Raw genomic sequence first — 17,370 nt, 5'->3', positions numbered from 1 at the left:
CTCCTGCTCCGTCCACGGAGCCGGCTCCCGCACCCGCTGCACCCACACCTGCTGCCCCGGCACCAGCAGCACCGGTCCCCGCGCCGGCAGCCTCCGCACCTGCCGCAACGACGCCTTCTACCCACGTCATCGCCGCGGGCGACACCTTCTGGGATCTCGCCGTGACCTTCTATGGCGACGGCACGTTGTGGCGGAAGCTCTCGGATGCGAACGGCAAGCCGAACCCGCGGCACCTGACAGTCGGCAAGGAGATCGAGGTCCCTGCCAAGTAAGACGATTTGTCCCGATGTCACTGGCCGGCCCGGGGTTTCCCGGGCCGGTTTTTGTTTCTATAGGGTGAACCACGATCTCCAGGCTGCGTATTAGCCGAAGAGACAGAAAGAGCTTTGGGACCAGAATGACAGCAGATATTTCACTCCGCCCGGCGGACCATCCGGCCGTCAAGTCAGGCAAGGTCGGTGTCCTGCTGGTCAATCTCGGCACGCCTGATGGCACCGACTATACCTCGATGCGCCGCTATCTCAGGGAATTCCTCACCGATCGCCGCGTAATCGAATGGTCGCCCTGGAAGTGGTATCCGATCCTGTTCGGCATCGTCCTCAACACCCGCCCGCAGAAGGTCGGCAAGGCCTATGAGCTGATCTGGAACAAGGAGAAGAACGAAAGTTATCTGCGCACCTACACCCGCAATCAGTCGGAGCTGATGGCCGCGCGCCTGAAGGATCTTGATAACGTCAAGGTCGATTGGGCGATGCGCTACGGCACCCCGTCGATTGCCTCGCGCATCGACGCGCTGAAAGAAGAGGGTTGCGACCGTATCGTGCTCTTCCCGCTTTATCCGCAATATGCGGCGGCGACGACCGCCACCGTCAACGACAAGGCCTTCCAGAAGCTGCTCTCGATGCGCTGGCAGCCGGCGCTACGCACCGTTCCCGCCTATCATGACGACGAGACCTATATCGAGGCGCTCGCCACGTCGGTCGAGAGGCATCTTTCGACCCTCGACTGGAAGCCGGAGATGCTGCTCGCCTCCTTCCACGGCATTCCAATGTCCTATTTCAAACAGGGCGACCCCTATTACTGTCAATGCCAGAAGACCGGCCGGCTGCTGCGCGAGCGGCTCGGGCTGACCAAGGAAAACTTCATGGTCACCTTCCAATCCCGCTTCGGGCCGGAGGAATGGCTGCAGCCCTATACCGACAAGACGGTGGAGAAGCTCGCCAAGGACGGCGTCGAGCGCATCGCCGTCATCAATCCCGGCTTCGTCTCCGACTGTCTGGAGACGCTGGAGGAAATCGCCGAGCAGGCGGCCCATTCCTTCCATGAGAACGGCGGCGATAAGTTCGCGCATATTCCCTGCCTCAACGACGGCGAGGACGGCATGAAGGTGCTGGAAAAGGTCGTCCGTCGCGAATTGCAGGGCTGGGTCTGAGAGCCCCACTCAGAAAGCGGCGTCGACGAGGAGCTAAAGCATGTCGCGCAAAACTGTGCAGCGGTTTTGCGATAACCACATGCGTAGAAACAAAGACTTAAAGCGCGGGAGCGAATCTGAAGGGTCGCGACGCGCTTTAGCAACCGCCCAATGACTTAGCCGAAACGAAACGTCCTTTTCACTTGGAGCCCGGGCGGTTGCGCCCTCATTTCTTCCTCGCAAATAACGTGCTAACTCACCACATGAGTTGGGCAGGCGCGCATGCGCCGATAGGAGGAATTTTCATGCTGTTCGGCGGCTTCGACATCGTCGTGATCGTGCTGGTCATCTTCGTTATTCTGGTGCTCTTTGCCGGGATCAAGACCGTGCCGCAGGGCTACCGCTATACGATCGAGCGCTTCGGGCGTTATACCCGCACGCTGGAGCCAGGCCTCAACCTCATCACCCCCTTCATCGAGCGCGTCGGCGCTAAGTTGAACGTGATGGAACAGGTGCTGAACGTGCCGACCCAGGAGGTGATCACCAAGGATAATGCCTCGGTTTCGGCCGATGCCGTCTCTTTCTATCAGGTGCTGAACGCCGCCCAGGCCGCCTATCAGGTCTCCAACCTCGAAAACGCCATCCTCAATCTCACCATGACCAACATCCGCTCGGTCATGGGTTCGATGGATCTCGACGAACTGCTCTCCAACCGTGATGCGATCAACGACCGGCTGCTGCGTGTCGTCGACGAAGCCGTGCATCCCTGGGGCATCAAGGTCACCCGCGTCGAGATCAAGGACATCCAGCCGCCGCGCGACCTCGTTGATGCGATGGCCCGCCAGATGAAGGCCGAGCGCGAGAAGCGGGCGCAGGTGCTGGAGGCCGAAGGCTCGCGCAACGCGCAGATCCTCAGGGCCGAAGGCGCCAAACAATCCGCCATTCTCCAGGCCGAAGGCCAGCGCGAGGCCGCCTTCCGCAACGCCGAAGCCCGCGAACGTCTGGCCGAGGCCGAAGCCAAGGCAACGAAGATGGTCTCCGAGGCGATCGCCGCCGGCGACATCCAGGCGATCAACTATTTCGTCGCGCAGAAATACACCGAAGCGCTCGCCTCGATCGGTTCGGCGCCCAATTCCAAGATCGTGATGATGCCGATGGAAGCGTCTTCCATCTTAAGCTCGCTCGGCGGCATTGGCGCCATTGCCCGCGAAGTCTTCGGCGATGCCGGCAGCAGCCCGTCGACGCCACTACCCGTGCCGCCGCGCCCGCGCCCCGCACCGGCACGCTCGACGCCGCCGATCAATCCGTCGACCCCCATTCCTTTCAATCCCGAGCAGGAGCGATAAGCCATGCTGGCGAAGATCGTCACCGAACTCGGTCCATGGAGTTGGTGGGTCGCAGGGCTCGTGCTGCTTGCCGCCGAGATGATTGTTCCCGGCTTCTTCCTGGTCTGGATCGGCCTTGCCGCCTTGATCGTCGGCGCGCTATCGCTACTCTTCTGGGATAGCGCCTTCTGGGTCTGGGAGTTGCAGGCGATTCTTTTTGCGCTTCTCGCCGTTGCCACGACCTTCGCCGGCCGCCGGCTGACGCTGCGCAATGCCACGACCGACGAGCCCTTCCTCAATCAGCGCGGCGCAAGCCTCGTCGGCCGCACCGCCACCCTGCACGAACCGATCCGCGAGGGCCGCGGCCGAATCCGCCTCGACGATACACTATGGCAGGTGATGGGACCCGACCTGCCCGTCGGAACGCAGGTGAAGGTGGTATCGAGCAATGGCCGCGACCTCAGAGTCGAGCCCGTTTGATCAAACGAACCTGATCAGGCGACGCCGATCCGCAGCAGGTCGTGGAAATGCACCAGCCCGACTGGCCGGCGGTCATCGTCGATGACGATCAGCGCGCCGATATGATGCTGGTTGAGCAGCGCCAGGGCCGCGGTCGCCAGCACCGTCGGCTTCACCGTCTTCGGCGTCCGCGTCATGATATCGTCGACGGCAAGCTCTGAAAGATTGCGTGTGAGATTGCGCGCCATGTCGCCTTCGGTGACGATGCCGCAGAGCCGCCCATCTTCATCCAGCACCCCGACGCAGCCGAAATGCTTGCGCGACAGCACCGTGATCGCCTCCGGCATCGGTGTGCCCTTGGCAACGAGCGGCAGCCGCTCGCCGGTATGCATGACATCGGCGACATGCATCAGGCTCGCACCCAGCTTGCCGCCGGGATGGAAGACGTGGAAATCCGTAGCGGTAAAGCCGCGCGCCTCCAGGAGCGCCACCGCCAGCGCGTCGCCGATTGCAAGCTGCATCAGCGTCGAGGTCGTCGGCGCCAGCCCATTCGGGCAGGCCTCCTGCTCGTTCGGCATCAGCAGGACGATATCGGCGGCGGTCGCCAGCGAGGACCCTTCGCTGCAGGTGATCGCGATCAGCGGAATGGAGAAGCGCCGCGTGAAGGAAATGATGCTCTTGAGCTCGGCGCTCTCGCCACCTTTGGAAATCGCCAACACGACGTCGTCGCGCGCAATCATGCCGAGATCGCCGTGATTGGCCTCCGCCGCATGCACGAAAAAGGCGGGCGTTCCCGTTGAGGCGAATGTCGCCGCCAGCTTGGCGCCGATATGCCCGCTCTTGCCGACGCCGGTGACGATCACGCGTCCGGAGATGTCGCCGATGACTTCGACGGCCCGTGTGAAAGGACCGGCCAAGCCATCGTCAAAGGCCTGTTCGAGCGCTTCAAGACCGCGTCTTTCGGTCTCTACCGTGCGTTTTGCCGACTCGAGCACGCTGTTTTCAACGAGGTTTATCGCTCTTCTGATCATGAAGTTGCGTTAGACCTTTTCACTTTCCAAGTCCACCCCGCAGTCTTTCCGAAATGTGAACAGCACCCGTAGGCGGCAACGAATGATTAACCACAAGGCTTTACCTTTGGGTAAGAACCGAAAGCATGTCAGGCGCGAATTGCATGGGCCAGCCAAAACAGACGAGCAGTGTGACGCCGCTCCGCGCCATGAGCTGTGCCGTCTCTTTTGCCGTGCTCACTGGCCTGCTTCTCAGCCAGACGGCTGCCTTCGCACAGTCCGCCTCACAGCCGGCAGGCACGGCAAACAGCCGCTCCGCCGCCTCCCAGGACAACGGCGCCACCAACAATGCGGCATCCGCCGCCGGTTTCGATGACGAGACCGACGATACCGCCACTCCTGCGGCAAACGGCGCGACTGCGAACGCGGACGATGCCCAGCAGCGGCCCGCCATACCGGATGCCCAAGCCGGCGACGACATTACCGGCTCCATCCTCGACGAGGACATCCGCCGGCTGAACACCCGTGAAGCGCCGGTCGATGAGGCACTGCCGCGCCGCAGGGCTGCCGAAGGCGCCTCGACAGAGGAAACGCCGGGAATCCCGATCGGCACGTTTGTGCTCCGCCCGAGCGTCACCCAGAGCATCAACACCGAGACTACCAAGGACGGCAATACGACGCAGCGGCGCGCCTTTCTCGAAACGGATGCGGCAGCGACCCTGACCTCGGACTGGGGCCGGCATCAGTTGACCGTGACCTCGGAAGGCGCCTGGCAGAAGAATGTCAGCGGCGAGGGTGAGGAACAGCCTTCCTTCAAGATCAACAGCGACCTCAGGCTGGATCTTCCCGACGATACGACCGCGCATCTGACCGCTGGCTACAATTTCTACCGCGAGGATACGGACGATCCCGACGCCATCGCCAACGCCGCTCAGCAGTCGGACGTCCAGGAATTTTCGGCCGGCGCCTCCGTCCAGCGCGATTTTGGCATCCTGCGCGGCACGACTGCACTTGCGCTGACACGCTCGATCTATTCGGACGCTAAACTCTCGAACGGCACGACCGTCTCCCTCAGCGACCGCAATCAGACGACGGGCACGTTGCGTGGCCGTGTCGGCTACGAATTGTCACCCGCGCTCATCCCCTTCATTGAGGCCAACATCGGCCGCACGGTCTATGACGAAACGCAAGACTCCGCCGGTTACGAGCGTTCGGGCCATAGCTACGGCGCCAAGGCCGGCGTCGAGGTCGATCTCGGTGAAAAGCTGAAGGGCGAAGTCGGTGTCGGCTACGAGATGGCGGATTTCGAAGACAGCCGGCTATCCTCGATCGATACGGCCACACTCGATGCAAGCCTGCTCTGGTCGCCGATCCGCGGCACCGATGTCAATCTCGACCTGCAGACGAGCATCCAGCCCTCGACCACGGCGGGCGAAAGCGGCTACGTTTCGCACGCGCTGACGACGACGGTCACCCACCAGTTGCGCGACAATCTGGTCGGCACGATGATCGGTGGCGTAATATGGCGCGATTATCCGACGGATAGCACCATCAACGACGAGCTCGTCTATACCGCTGCGACCGGCCTTACCTGGAACATCAACCGCTATCTCGATCTCACCAGCACCCTCGGCTACGAGCTGACAACGCGCAAGGAAGGCAGCGATTCGCAGCAATGGCGAGCCGGCGTCGGTCTCAAGCTGAAACGCTAAGAATGACGACCAAAATAGAGCGCCGCGTATCTGTTAGGACACGCGGCGCTCTATTACATTGAATCTACAACTTATTTCAGGCCGGCAAGCAGTTCCCTGAAGCCGCCTTCGACGGAGGGGCGGATATCGGCGCGTTCGAGGGCGAAGGCGACGTTTGCCAGGATGAAACCGTCCTTGGCGCCGCAGTCGTAGGTCGCGCCGCGGAAGTGGTAACCGGCGAAATCCTGTTCCTTCAGCAGCTTTAGCATGCCGTCGGTAAGCTGGATCTCGTTGCCGGCGCCGCGCTCCTGGGTTTCGAGGATCTTGAAGATCTCCGGCTGCAGGATGTAGCGGCCGTTGATGAAGAAGTTGGAAGGCGCAGTCCCCTTGGCGGGCTTTTCCACCATGCCGGTGATGCGGAAGCCGTCGCCGATCGCCTCGCCGACGCCGACGATGCCGTATTTATGCGCTTGGTCTGGCGCGCATTCCTCGACGGCGATGATATTGCCGCCGCTCTGGCCGTAGAGGTCGATCATGCCCTTCATGCAGCCCTTGTCGCCCTTCATGATCATATCGGGCAGCAACAGCGCGAAGGGCTCGTCGCCGACGATCTCGCGGGCGCACCAGACGGCATGGCCGAGGCCGAGCGGCTCCTGCTGACGGGTGAAGCTCACCGTGCCGGCCTTCGGCAATTGCTGGGCGAGAAGGGTGATTTCAGCCTTCTTGGCGCGCTCGCGCAGCGTCTGTTCCAACTCGAAATGGATGTCGAAATAATCTTCAATGACGTGCTTGTTGCGTCCGGTGACGAAGACCAGATGTTCGATCCCGGCCTCGATCGCCTCATCGACGACATATTGAATGATTGGCTTGTCGACGACGGTCAACATTTCCTTCGGAACAGCCTTTGTCGCCGGCAGGAATCGCGTTCCCAACCCGGCAACCGGAAATACTGCTTTACGAACTTTGTTGTGTTGAGCCACACCCGGCCTCCTGCTTCGATCACATCGCTTTGGAAATAGAGCTTTTTAGCTTTAACTAGTATAGAATTGCTACTGTTTTGCAAATGGTGACCGCAGCGGATCGCCATGGTAAAGATTTTGTTGACTCCGTTCCTGTAGTCTCGGGTCTGGGCGGATAGGATGCCCCGCTGCACCAGAAACTGAAGATGACGGATACGACTGTCGATGACCCAGAATCACAAAAACTCCCTTCGTGGTCTTGCTCTCGCCCTCATTGTCGCTGCCCAGGTGGCACTGGTCCCCGACAACGCGAAAGCTGATTCCCGCTTCCAGAAATGGATCGCGGATTTTTACCAAACTGCCGCTCAGAGTGGCATCAGTAAGGCAACTTATCAAAAGGCCTTTTCCGGGGTGACCGAGCCCGATCCGACCGTCCTCGAAAAGGCGGCCTACCAGCCGGAATTCACCTCGAAGATCTGGGACTATGTCGATTCCCGCGTCAACCCCTATACCGTCAAGATCGGCCGCGAGATGGCTGCCAAACACGCAAGGACGCTCGCTGCGATCGAGCAGCGTTTCGGCGTCGACAAGACCATTTTGCTGGCCATCTGGTCGATGGAATCGAATTATGGCGCGGTTCTCGACAAGGACGACCGGCTGCACTACGTGCCACGCGCCCTGGCAACGCTTGCCTACGCCGATCCGAGCCGCGCCAAATTCGCCAAGAAGCAGTTGGTCGCGGCACTGAAGATCCTGCAGAACGGCGATGTGCCGGCACGCGAGATGACCGGCTCCTGGGCCGGCGCCATGGGCCACACCCAGTTCATTCCGACAAGCTACCTGCTTTATGCCGTCGATGCCGACGGCAACGGCCACCGCGACATCTGGAATTCCGTCCCCGACGCGCTGGCGACCTCGGCCAATCTCCTGATGAAGAACGGCTGGGACACCGGCAAGACCTGGGGCTACGAGGTCGTCGTTCCCGCCGCAGTCGCCAAGCAGGCCGGCAAGACCCATACGTTGGCCCAATGGGCGGCACTCGGCCTGACACGCCCGAACGGCAAGGCCTTCCGCGAGAGCGCCACCAAAGCCATGCTGAAGATGCCGGCCGGGGCCAGTGGCCCAGGCTTCCTGATGACCGCCAACTTCTTCACCATCAAGAACTACAATGCCTCGGATAGCTACGCGCTTGCCGTCGGGCTGCTGGCCGACCAGATCGCCGGCTACGGCGGCATGCAACAGCGCTGGCCGCGCCCGGACGGCGCACTCGACATTACCGAGAAATTCGAGCTGCAGACCCGTCTGAAGACGCTCGGCTATTACAATGGCGAGGTCGACGGCAATTTCGGGTCGGGTTCGAAGGCGGCAATATCAGCCGTCCAGTCGCGCATCGGCATGCAGCCGGACGGTGAGCCCTCGTTGCCGCTTCTGAACGCACTGCGCCGCTAGATCGGGATGATCCCGGCCGGACCGACCGGAAATCTCAACCCGCATTTCGATCAACGAAGCAGGGCATGATACTGCCCGAAAACCCCACACACTTTTCGGCATGATGCTCTACAACAGGCCGAACCCTGACCTAGATAGTAGCGGGAGTGGACGCTGGCCTACCCTGCGTGCAAGATGCCGGCAGATGCGGAACTGCCCATGACGAAGAAAACTGATCGCACCCCAATCCGTTGGCTCGTGCTCGCCTTGGCGGCGGCTTCGCTATGCCTTGGCGCTCTTGCGCCGGTGCATGTCGCTGAAGCCCAGGAGCAGCGCTATCAGCGCCGGTCGATCCTCGATTTTTTCCTCGGCCGACGCTATCTCGACGATGCGCCGCAAGCCCCTGATGTCCAGCAGCCGAGGCGCCAGCAGCGCAAGCGCCCACCGCCACCGAAGGCCGTGGTCAATACCCGCACCGCGCCACCCTTGCGGACCGTCGAAGAGGAGCCGGCGGTGCAGAAGCTCGGTGACGCCCGAACGATCCTGATCGTCGGCGATTTCCTGGCCAGCGGCCTCGGCGACGGCCTCACCGCCGCCTTCGAGACCTCGCCCGGCGTCGTCGTCGAAACCCGCGGCAACGTCTCCTCAGGCCTTGTCCGCGACGATTATTACGACTGGCCGGAACAGCTGCCGAAGATGATCGACGAGCTGAAGCCGGCAATGGTCGTCGTCATGATCGGCGCCAACGACCGCCAGCAGATGGTGACCGACACCGCCAAGGAGAAATTCCGCACCGATGGCTGGTTCACCGAATACCGCCGCCGTGTCCTTTCTTTCGGCAAGGAGGTCACCGGCCGCAAGATCCCGCTGCTTTGGGTCGGCCTTCCTGCCTTCGAATCCGATTCGATGACGGCCGATGCCGTCCAGATGAACCAGCTCTACCGCAACCAGGTCGAAAGCATCGGCGGCGAATTCGTCGATATCTGGGATGGTTTCGTCGACGAAAACGGCAACTTCATCGTCACCGGCTCGGATGTGAACGGCCAGCAGGTACGCCTGCGCACTTCTGATGGCATCAACCTTACCCAGGCCGGCCGGCGCAAGCTGGCCTTCTATGTGGAGAAGCCGGCCCGGCGTCTTCTCGGCACGCAGGCTAGTCCCGATCTGGTCCGCCTCGACTCCAGCAATCTGCCCGGTCTCGGCCTTCCCGACAATCCGGTCGAACATACCGTGCCGATCAGCCTCTCCGATCCCAATCTCGATGGCGGCGCCGAGCTTCTCGGCGCCAGGCCGCCGCCTATGGCTTTGACGCGGTCGCCGCGCGACCTCCTGGTCGAGCAGGGCGAAATGACGCCCGCACCTCCCGGCCGCGTCGATGATTACCGCCTGCCTGTGGCAAAGGCGCCGGCCGAAGTCTCGGTCAAATAAAAGAGACCGCGCGAGGCGGCCCTCCGCTTCGTCCCGTCTACTTCGCCGTCGCCTGCGGCCAGCTCAGATAATAGTAGTTCTGTCCGATCAGGCCGAAGAAGGCGTTGCTGTCGTTCGTCTGGTCGACATAGCTGCCGTTTTCCTTGACGAAGGCGCCGTCGGAGCCGCGCTCCAGATGCGCATCGAGGAAGTCGCTCCAGCCGCTGACATCAATCTCCTTGCCGGCCTTGCTCTCAGTGTCCGCCTCATCGGGATCATCGACATCCCAGGCGTTGACCGACACACCCTGCGTCGGATCGGTGATGGTGAGCGTGCCCGCTTCCAGGGCAGCCAGCATGTCGTGCGCCTTGCCGCTCTCGCCTTCGGCCGCAGCCGCATCCTGCAGCTGCTGCTTCAGCATCGACATGAAGGAGGCGCTGGTTACGTCGGCGCTATCACCCGTCGTGTCGGACTCATCAGACGTGTCGCTCTGGGCCGAAAGCGTGTCGAGCAGCCCGGAAAGGGCCTGGTTGGAAAGAAGCGAGGCAGAACTCGGATCGAGCCCGTAGCTGCTCAGAATGCTGGCGGCCGACGAACTCTGCGTGTCCTGCGAGCTGTCGTCGGAGCCGCGGAGGTTTTTCAGAGCATATTGGGCCGAAACCAGCCGCGTGCTGTCAAGTGCGGAAACCATTGGAAATGTCCTTGTCGATCATTCGCGGTCTCACGCCGCGGCCGATGGTGAAATGCGTTACGGCCAAAACGGCGGGGCATCTCCGCTTCGGTCGCCGCCGGCTCCTCCTGAGCCCGCGTCCGGCGAAAAATCTCGCTTCCAGGCATTGCCTGAGGCTTGCGGCGCACAGCCTCCGCGTCAAGCGGTCGCACTACAGCGCGGCGCACCATGAAAAAACTCCGCCGGAGGGGCGGAGTTCGTGGTCTTCGGGAAGGTGTGCGGCCGACGGTCAGTTCGGCAGAACGGTCGAACCCATCAATTCCTCGTCGATGGCGCGCGCTGCCTGGCGGCCTTCACGGATCGCCCAGACCACCAGCGACTGGCCGCGGCGCACGTCACCCGCCGTCCAGAACTTGTCGACCGAAGTCTTGTAGTCGCGATCGTTGGCGACGACGTTGGTCGAGCCGCGCTTGTCGGTGTTGAGCGTCAGCTTGCCCTCCAGCTCCTTCAGCACGCTACCGGTGAACGGCCCGCGGAAACCGATGGCGATGAAGGCGAGATCGGCCCGGATGACGAATTCCGTACCTGGAACCGGCCGCCGGCGTTCGTCGACCTCGCAGCACTTGACGCCGGTGAGCACACCGTCTTCGCCGACAAATTCAAGAGTCGCCACCTGGAATTCACGGACGGCACCCTCGGCCTGTGAGGAGGAGGTTCGCATCTTCGTCGCCCAGAAGGGCCAGACGGCAAGCTTGTCTTCCTTCTCCGGCGGCTGCGGCCGAATGTCGAGCTGTGTGACCTTGACGGCTCCCTGGCGGAAGGCCGTGCCGACGCAGTCCGAAGCCGTATCGCCGCCGCCGACGACGACGATATGTTTGGCGCCGGCAAGGATCGGGTCCGACGGCCAGCCGACGCTGTCGATGTTCTCCCGCCCGACGCGGCGGTTTTGCTGCACCAGATAGGGCATCGCATCATGCACGCCCGCAAGGTCGGTGCCCGGAATGCCCGCCTCACGCGGCGTCTCGGAGCCACCGCAGTAAAGAACGGCGTCGTGATCGGCAAGCAACTGCTCGACCTTGACATCGACGCCGACATTGACGCCGCAATGGAAGGTGACGCCCTCGCCCTTCATCTGCTCGACGCGGCGGTCGATGAAGTTCTTCTCCATCTTGAAATCGGGAATGCCGTAGCGCAGCAGGCCGCCCGGCTTGGTCTCGCGCTCATAGAGATGCACCTCATGGCCGGCGCGGCCGAGCTGCTGGGCAGCCGCCATGCCGGCGGGGCCGGAGCCGATGACGGCGACCTTCTTGCCGGTATGGACCGTCGCCGGCTGCGGCCGGATGAAGCCGAGCTCATAGGCCTTGTCGGCGATCGCCTGTTCGACCGTCTTGATGGCAACCGGCGCATCCTCGAGATTCAACGTGCAGGCTTCCTCGCAGGGCGCCGGGCAGACGCGACCGGTAAACTCGGGGAAGTTGTTGGTGGAATGCAGGTTCTGGATCGCCGCTTCCCAGTTGTTGTTGTAGACGAGGTCGTTCCAATCGGGAATCTGGTTGTGAACAGGGCAACCGGTCGGGCCGTGGCAATAGGGGATGCCACAGTCCATGCAGCGCGCGGCCTGTTTCTGCACTTCCGGGTCCGACATCGGGATCGTGAACTCGCGGAAATGGCGGATACGATCCGACGCCGGCTGGTATTTCGCCACCTGCCGGTCGATTTCCAGAAACCCTGTTACCTTACCCATGTTTTCGTCCCTTACCCTCATGACCGCCTCACCGCAGCCAATCTGTCTATCGTCAGTCCCGGTACCCGGGGCAAGTTGCTTGTCTTGACCGTCATTGGACCATATCCCCTGCAAGACATCCGTGCGATCTGAACAGCCTTCGCCGTCGGTATGATCGTCACGGGTCATTGAGATATTTTCGTCATCCGTCACCTGCAGTCAGCTGGTGACGGATGTCCCGGTGCAATTCATTCTGCGGCGATGCCCATCCGGCTGCGCTCCATTTCCTCGAGCGCCCGACGGTATTCGACCGGCATGACCTTGCGGAACTTCGGACGGTAGTCGGCCCAGTTGTCGAGGATCTGCGTGGCGCGGGCCGAGCCCGTATAGTGCAGATGGTTGGAGATCAGTTGGTAGAGGCGCTCCTCGTCATGGCGCGTCATGTCGCCAGAGACGTCGACGCGTCCCTTGTGCATGAGGTCACCACCGTGATGATGCAGCTTCTCCAGCATGTCGTCCTCCTCGGGCACCGGCTCGAGCTCGACCATCGCCATGTTGCAGCGGCTGGCGAAATCGCCGGTCTCATCGAGCACGTAGGCGACACCGCCGGACATGCCGGCCGCGAAGTTGCGGCCCGTGGCGCCAAGCACGACGACAACGCCACCGGTCATGTATTCGCAGCCATGGTCGCCGACACCCTCGACGATGGCGATCGCGCCCGAATTGCGCACGGCGAAACGTTCGCCTGCCACACCGCGGAAATAGCATTCGCCCTCGGTCGCACCATAAAGCACGGTGTTGCCGACGATGATCGAGTCCTCGGCCACGATCCTCGAATTCTCCGGCGGCCGGATGATGATCTTGCCGCCTGAAAGGCCCTTGCCGACATAGTCGTTGCCGTCGCCGATCAGGTTGAAGGTGACGCCGCGCGCCAAGAAGGCGCCGAAGCTCTGCCCCGCCGTGCCGCGAAGCGTCACATTGATCGTGTCTTCCTTCAGTCCGCGATGGCGGAAGCGCTTGGCGACCTCGCCGGAAAGCATTGCTCCCGCCGACCGGTCGACGTTCTTGATGCCGACCTCGAAGGCGACGGGCGTCTTGGCCGTCAGTGCCGGCTGCGCCTGCTCGATCAGCACGCGGTCGAGAATGTCGTCGATCGGGTGCTTCTGCCGGCTCGTCCAGAAGGTCTCTTCCTTGGGAGCGTCGACCTTGTGGAAGATACGGCTGAAATCGAGGCCCTTCGCCTTCCAGTGGTTCAGCATCTCGTCCTTCTCCAGAAGCTCCGAGGCGCCGATGATCTCGTCAAGCCGGGTGAACCCGAGTGAGGCGAGGATTTCGCGCACTTCGTTGGCGACGAAGAAGAAATAGTTGATGACGTGCTCCGGCGCGCCCTTGAAGCGCTTGCGCAGCACCGGATCCTGGGTCGCCACACCCACCGGACAGGTGTTGAGATGGCACTTGCGCATCATGATGCAGCCGGCGGCAATCAGCGGCGCGGTGGCAAAGCCGAACTCGTCGGCTCCAAGCAGCGCCCCGATGATGACGTCGCGGCCGGTCTTCAGCCCGCCATCCACCTGCAGGGCGACGCGCGAGCGCAGCCCGTTCAGCACCAGCGTCTGCTGGGTCTCGGCAAGGCCGATTTCCCAAGGGCTGCCGGCATGTTTGAGCGACGTCAGCGGCGACGCACCCGTGCCGCCGTCGAAGCCGGCGACCGTGATGTGGTCGGCGCGTGCCTTGGCGACACCGGCGGCAACCGTGCCGACGCCGACTTCAGAGACGAGCTTGACTGAAACATCGGCGGTCGGGTTGACGTTCTTCAGATCGTAGATCAGCTGCGCCAGATCTTCGATGGAATAGATGTCGTGGTGCGGCGGCGGCGAAATCAGGCCGACACCCGGTGTCGAATGGCGGGTCTTGGCAACGGTCGCGTCAACCTTGTGACCCGGCAGCTGACCGCCTTCGCCAGGCTTGGCGCCTTGCGCCACCTTGATCTGCAGCACGTCGGCATTGACGAGATATTCGGTGGTCACCCCGAAGCGGCCCGACGCAATCTGCTTGATCGCCGAACGTTCCGGGTTCATCGAACCATCGGCCAGCGGCATGTAGCGGTCGGATTCCTCGCCGCCCTCGCCGGTGTTCGACTTGCCGCCGATCCGGTTCATGGCGATCGCCAGCGTCGTATGCGCCTCCCTGGAAATCGAGCCGAAGGACATCGCCCCCGTCGAGAAACGCCTGACGATATCGGCGGCCGGCTCGACCTCGTCGATCGATATCGGCTTGCGGCCGAGCGCCTCGGCGCTCTTCATCTTGAAGAGCCCGCGGATCGTGTTCATGCGCAGCGCCGAATTGTTCACCATATCGGCGAATTCGCGGTAGCGATCCTCGGCATTGCCACGCACGGCATGCTGAAGGGCGGCGACCGCATCCGGCGTCCAGGCATGGCTTTCGCCGCGCATGCGGTAGGCATATTCGCCGCCGATGTCGAGCGTCGTGGCAAGAAGCGGATCGGTGCCGAAGGCAGCGTTATGGCGGGCGACGGTTTCTGCGGCGATCGCCTCGAGGCCGACGCCTTCGATCATCGTCGCGGTTCCGAAGAAATACTTGTCGATCAGTTCCGACTGCAGGCCGATCGCATCGAAGATCTGCGCGCCGCAATAGGACTGGTAGGTCGAGATGCCCATCTTCGACATAACCTTGAGGATGCCTTTGCCGACTGCCTTGATGTAGCGGTAGACAACTTCGGAAGCATCCACTTCCTTCGGGAATTCGCCCTTGGCATGCATGTCGAGCAGCGTGTCGAAGGCGAGATAGGGGTTGATCGCCTCGGCGCCGTAGCCGGCGAGCAGGCAGAAATGATGAACCTCGCGCGGTTCGCCGGTCTCGACAACGAGACCGACCGAGGTGCGCAGCCCCTTGCGGATCAGGTGATGGTGCACGGCAGCCGTCGCCAGCAGTGCCGGAATGGCGATCCGGTCCGGCCCGATCTGGCGGTCGGAGAGCACGATGATGTTGTAGCCGCCCTTGACGGCCGCTTCCGCGCGCTCGCAGAGCCGGTCGAGCATCTCGGGCATGCCTTCGGCGCCACGCTCGATATCATAGGTGAAATCGAGCGTCTTGGTGTCAAAACGATCTTCGGTATGGCCGATCGAACGGATTTTCTCGAGATCGCCATTGGTCAGGATCGGCTGGCGAACCTCGAGCCGCTTGGCGTTCGCCGCGCCCTCGTGGTCGAGAATGTTCGGCCGCGGCCCGATGAAGGAAACCAGGCTCATGACCAGTTCCTCGCGGATCGGGTCGATCGGCGGGTTGGTCACCTGCGCGAAGTTCTGCTTGAAATAGGTGTAGAGCAGCTTCGGCTTTTCCGACATCGCCGAGATCGGCGTATCCGTGCCCATCGAGCCGATCGCCTCCTGGCCGGTCGTCGCCATCGGCGACATCAGGATGCGTGTATCCTCGAGCGTGTAGCCGAAGGCCTGCTGGCGGTCGAGCAGCGACACGTCGCGGCGCAGCGCCCGCGGCTCCACCGGCTTCAGGTCTTCGAGGATCAGCTGGGTGCGGTTGAGCCAGCTGCGATAGGGATGCGCCGTCGCAAGCTGCGACTTCACCTCGTCGTCGGAGATGATGCGGCCTTCTTCCATATCGATCAGCAGCATCTTGCCCGGCTGCAGGCGCCACTTCTGGATGATCTTCTCCTCCGGAACCGGCAACACGCCGGCTTCGGACGCCATGATGACGCGGTCGTCATCGGTGACGAGGTAGCGCGCTGGCCGCAGGCCGTTGCGGTCGAGCGTCGCGCCGATCTGCTTGCCGTCGGTGAAGGCGACGGCAGCCGGCCCGTCCCAGGGCTCCATCAGCGCGGCATGATATTCGTAGAAGGCCTTGCGTTCTGCCGCCATCGACTGGTTGCCAGCCCAGGCCTCCGGGATCAGCATCATCACGGCATGCGCCATCGAATAACCGCCGCGTACCAGGAATTCGAGCGCGTTGTCGAAGCAGGCCGTGTCTGACTGCCCCTCGTAGGAGATCGGCCAGAGCTTGGAGATGTCCTCGCCGAACAGCGGCGAGGAGACCGAGGCCTGGCGCGCCGCCATCCAGTTGACGTTGCCGCGCAGCGTGTTGATCTCGCCGTTATGAGCGACCATGCGGTAGGGATGCGCGAGCTTCCACGACGGGAAGGTGTTGGTCGAGAAGCGCTGGTGCACCAGGGCGACCGCGCTTTCGAAGCGCGGATCCGACAGGTCCTTGTAATAGACGCCGACCTGATAGGCCAGGAACATGCCCTTGTAGACCACCGTCGCCGACGACAGCGACACCGGATAGAAATTGCTCTCCTCGCCGTCGAACTCGTCATAGATGCGGTTGGAGATGACCTTGCGCAGCGTGAACAGCCGACGCTCGAACTCGTCGTTGTTTTCGGCATCCTCGCCGGCGCCGATGAAGACCTGCACATGGTGCGGCTCGGTTGCGGCAATGGCCGGCGCCTTGGAGAGCGAGGAATTGTCGACGGGCACGTCGCGGAAGCCGATGAAGACCTGACCTTCCTCGGTGATGACGTCCTTGATCACCTTCTTGAAGTGCTCGATCTGCTTTTCATCGCGCGGCATGAAGATATGGCCGACGCCATATGCGCCGACCGGCGGCAGGGTGATGCCCTGCTCGGCCATCTCCTCGCGGAAGAAACGGTCGGGGATCTGCACCAGGATGCCGGCGCCGTCACCCATCAGCGGATCGGCGCCGACGGCGCCGCGATGCGTCAGGTTTTCAAGGATGAACAGGCCATCCTTGACGATCTGGTGTGACTTCTGGCCCTTCATATGCGCGACGAAGCCGACGCCGCAGGCATCATGTTCGTTGCGCGGATCGTAGAGGCCCTGTTTCTTCGGCAGGCCGGAGGCGGATTTGGACATATTGGCCGTCGCGCGCAGCTCTGCAGCAGCAAACCGGTCAACTTCCATGGATGGCGTCTTCGTCATCATCTTTCCTCCTGTCGAAGCCCGCGGGGCCGCGGGCGGCTTTTCGTCCCGCGCCGCAACCCGAAGATAGGTTCGGCGCATGACAGCGCTGTTGCATTGTGAAGATCGGCCGCAGACATCTGCTTTAAAGGAAAGCAAACCGTCGCGTTCCGCGCCTGCCATTCGCCTCCGCGCGCCGCCCTTGAGGCTTGACGCTCGGAAGAACTATAGCGTGAAAGCCGGTCTGTTCCAGGGCTTTCGGCGCCTCTTCGGTCATAAAGGCCAAAATAGGACAGCAACACTGTCCTAATTCATCAGTTCTATGCCAGAAAGCATTC

At 62.3% G+C, this 17,370-nt stretch carries 12 protein-coding genes; 7 read left to right on the top strand and 5 right to left on the bottom strand.

Annotation, left to right across the window (positions count from 1 at the left end; genetic code table 11):
• The 4 genes from MOV76_RS24735 to MOV76_RS24720 form a co-directional block, all read left to right on the top strand.
• Positions 1 to 272, top strand: a 272-nt coding sequence (locus MOV76_RS24735) for a LysM peptidoglycan-binding domain-containing protein (RefSeq protein ID WP_247265492.1), incomplete at its 5' end; no start/stop codon positions are given.
• A gap of 125 nt (positions 273 to 397) precedes the next feature.
• On the top strand, positions 398 to 1,432 hold the full coding sequence (gene hemH / locus MOV76_RS24730) for a ferrochelatase (RefSeq protein WP_247265491.1): 1,035 nt from the start codon (positions 398 to 400) through the stop codon (positions 1,430 to 1,432).
• A 284-nt stretch (positions 1,433 to 1,716) separates the two neighbouring features.
• Positions 1,717 to 2,757 carry an SPFH domain-containing protein gene (locus tag MOV76_RS24725; RefSeq protein ID WP_247265490.1) on the top strand — a complete coding sequence of 347 codons (1,041 nt, stop codon included), beginning with the start codon at positions 1,717 to 1,719 and terminating at the stop codon, positions 2,755 to 2,757.
• A 3-nt stretch (positions 2,758 to 2,760) separates the two neighbouring features.
• The gene (locus MOV76_RS24720; RefSeq protein WP_018243530.1) at positions 2,761 to 3,216 is read left to right on the top strand and encodes an NfeD family protein; all 456 of its coding nucleotides are present in this window, start codon (positions 2,761 to 2,763) and stop codon (positions 3,214 to 3,216) included.
• Positions 3,217 to 3,230: 14 nt separating this feature from the next.
• Here MOV76_RS24720 and MOV76_RS24715 read toward each other — a convergent pair whose 3' ends face one another.
• Positions 3,231 to 4,226, bottom strand: coding sequence for an SIS domain-containing protein (locus tag MOV76_RS24715; RefSeq protein ID WP_247265489.1), 996 nt, complete (start codon positions 4,224 to 4,226; stop codon positions 3,231 to 3,233).
• A gap of 143 nt (positions 4,227 to 4,369) precedes the next feature.
• Between MOV76_RS24715 and MOV76_RS24710 the strand changes: the two genes are divergently transcribed.
• The gene (locus MOV76_RS24710) at positions 4,370 to 5,917 is read left to right on the top strand and encodes an outer membrane beta-barrel protein (protein WP_247265488.1); all 1,548 of its coding nucleotides are present in this window, start codon (positions 4,370 to 4,372) and stop codon (positions 5,915 to 5,917) included.
• 71 nt (positions 5,918 to 5,988) lie between these two features.
• Here MOV76_RS24710 and galU read toward each other — a convergent pair whose 3' ends face one another.
• Positions 5,989 to 6,876 (bottom strand): UTP--glucose-1-phosphate uridylyltransferase GalU, encoded by an 888-nt coding sequence (galU, locus tag MOV76_RS24705; protein ID WP_018072820.1) that lies wholly within the window; start codon positions 6,874 to 6,876, stop codon positions 5,989 to 5,991.
• A gap of 204 nt (positions 6,877 to 7,080) precedes the next feature.
• Between galU and MOV76_RS24700 the strand changes: the two genes are divergently transcribed.
• Both MOV76_RS24700 and MOV76_RS24695 read left to right on the top strand, forming a co-directional pair.
• A complete protein-coding gene (locus MOV76_RS24700; protein WP_247265487.1) occupies positions 7,081 to 8,304 on the top strand; it encodes a lytic murein transglycosylase in 1,224 nt (407 codons plus the stop codon).
• A gap of 174 nt (positions 8,305 to 8,478) precedes the next feature.
• A complete protein-coding gene (locus MOV76_RS24695) occupies positions 8,479 to 9,711 on the top strand; it encodes an SGNH family hydrolase (protein ID WP_222284683.1) in 1,233 nt (410 codons plus the stop codon).
• Positions 9,712 to 9,748: 37 nt separating this feature from the next.
• Here MOV76_RS24695 and MOV76_RS24690 read toward each other — a convergent pair whose 3' ends face one another.
• The 3 genes from MOV76_RS24690 to gltB all read right to left on the bottom strand — a co-directional run bounded on the left by MOV76_RS24690 (position 9,749) and on the right by gltB (position 17,056).
• Complete coding sequence (locus tag MOV76_RS24690; RefSeq protein ID WP_018243535.1) at positions 9,749 to 10,381, bottom strand: hypothetical protein; 633 nt, start codon at positions 10,379 to 10,381, stop codon at positions 9,749 to 9,751.
• A gap of 268 nt (positions 10,382 to 10,649) precedes the next feature.
• Complete coding sequence (locus MOV76_RS24685) at positions 10,650 to 12,104, bottom strand: glutamate synthase subunit beta (protein ID WP_026188524.1); 1,455 nt, start codon at positions 12,102 to 12,104, stop codon at positions 10,650 to 10,652.
• A gap of 227 nt (positions 12,105 to 12,331) precedes the next feature.
• Positions 12,332 to 17,056 (bottom strand): glutamate synthase large subunit, encoded by a 4,725-nt coding sequence (gene gltB, locus MOV76_RS24680; protein ID WP_197728320.1) that lies wholly within the window; start codon positions 17,054 to 17,056, stop codon positions 12,332 to 12,334.
• Positions 17,057 to 17,370 lie beyond the last annotated feature (314 nt).

Source organism: Rhizobium sp. PRIMUS64, assembly GCF_023006465.1.
GTDB lineage: Bacteria > Pseudomonadota > Alphaproteobacteria > Rhizobiales > Rhizobiaceae > Rhizobium > Rhizobium leguminosarum.
This window is presented reverse-complemented; position numbering and strand designations above follow the sequence as displayed.

Bases quoted from the DNA above. Each gene is read 5' to 3' on its own strand.
- MOV76_RS24695 (WP_222284683.1), top strand. From the start codon at position 8,479: ATGCCGGCAGATGCGGAACTGCCCATGACGAAGAAAACTGATCGCACC.
- MOV76_RS24715 (WP_247265489.1), bottom strand. From the start codon at position 4,226: ATGATCAGAAGAGCGATAAACCTCGTTGAAAACAGCGTGCTCGAGTCG.
- gltB (WP_197728320.1), bottom strand. From the start codon at position 17,056: ATGATGACGAAGACGCCATCCATGGAAGTTGACCGGTTTGCTGCTGCA.
- MOV76_RS24725 (WP_247265490.1), top strand. From the start codon at position 1,717: ATGCTGTTCGGCGGCTTCGACATCGTCGTGATCGTGCTGGTCATCTTC.
- MOV76_RS24710 (WP_247265488.1), top strand. From the start codon at position 4,370: ATGGGCCAGCCAAAACAGACGAGCAGTGTGACGCCGCTCCGCGCCATG.
- MOV76_RS24720 (WP_018243530.1), top strand. From the start codon at position 2,761: ATGCTGGCGAAGATCGTCACCGAACTCGGTCCATGGAGTTGGTGGGTC.
- MOV76_RS24685 (WP_026188524.1), bottom strand. From the start codon at position 12,104: ATGGGTAAGGTAACAGGGTTTCTGGAAATCGACCGGCAGGTGGCGAAA.
- MOV76_RS24700 (WP_247265487.1), top strand. From the start codon at position 7,081: ATGACCCAGAATCACAAAAACTCCCTTCGTGGTCTTGCTCTCGCCCTC.
- MOV76_RS24690 (WP_018243535.1), bottom strand. From the start codon at position 10,381: ATGGTTTCCGCACTTGACAGCACGCGGCTGGTTTCGGCCCAATATGCT.
- hemH (WP_247265491.1), top strand. From the start codon at position 398: ATGACAGCAGATATTTCACTCCGCCCGGCGGACCATCCGGCCGTCAAG.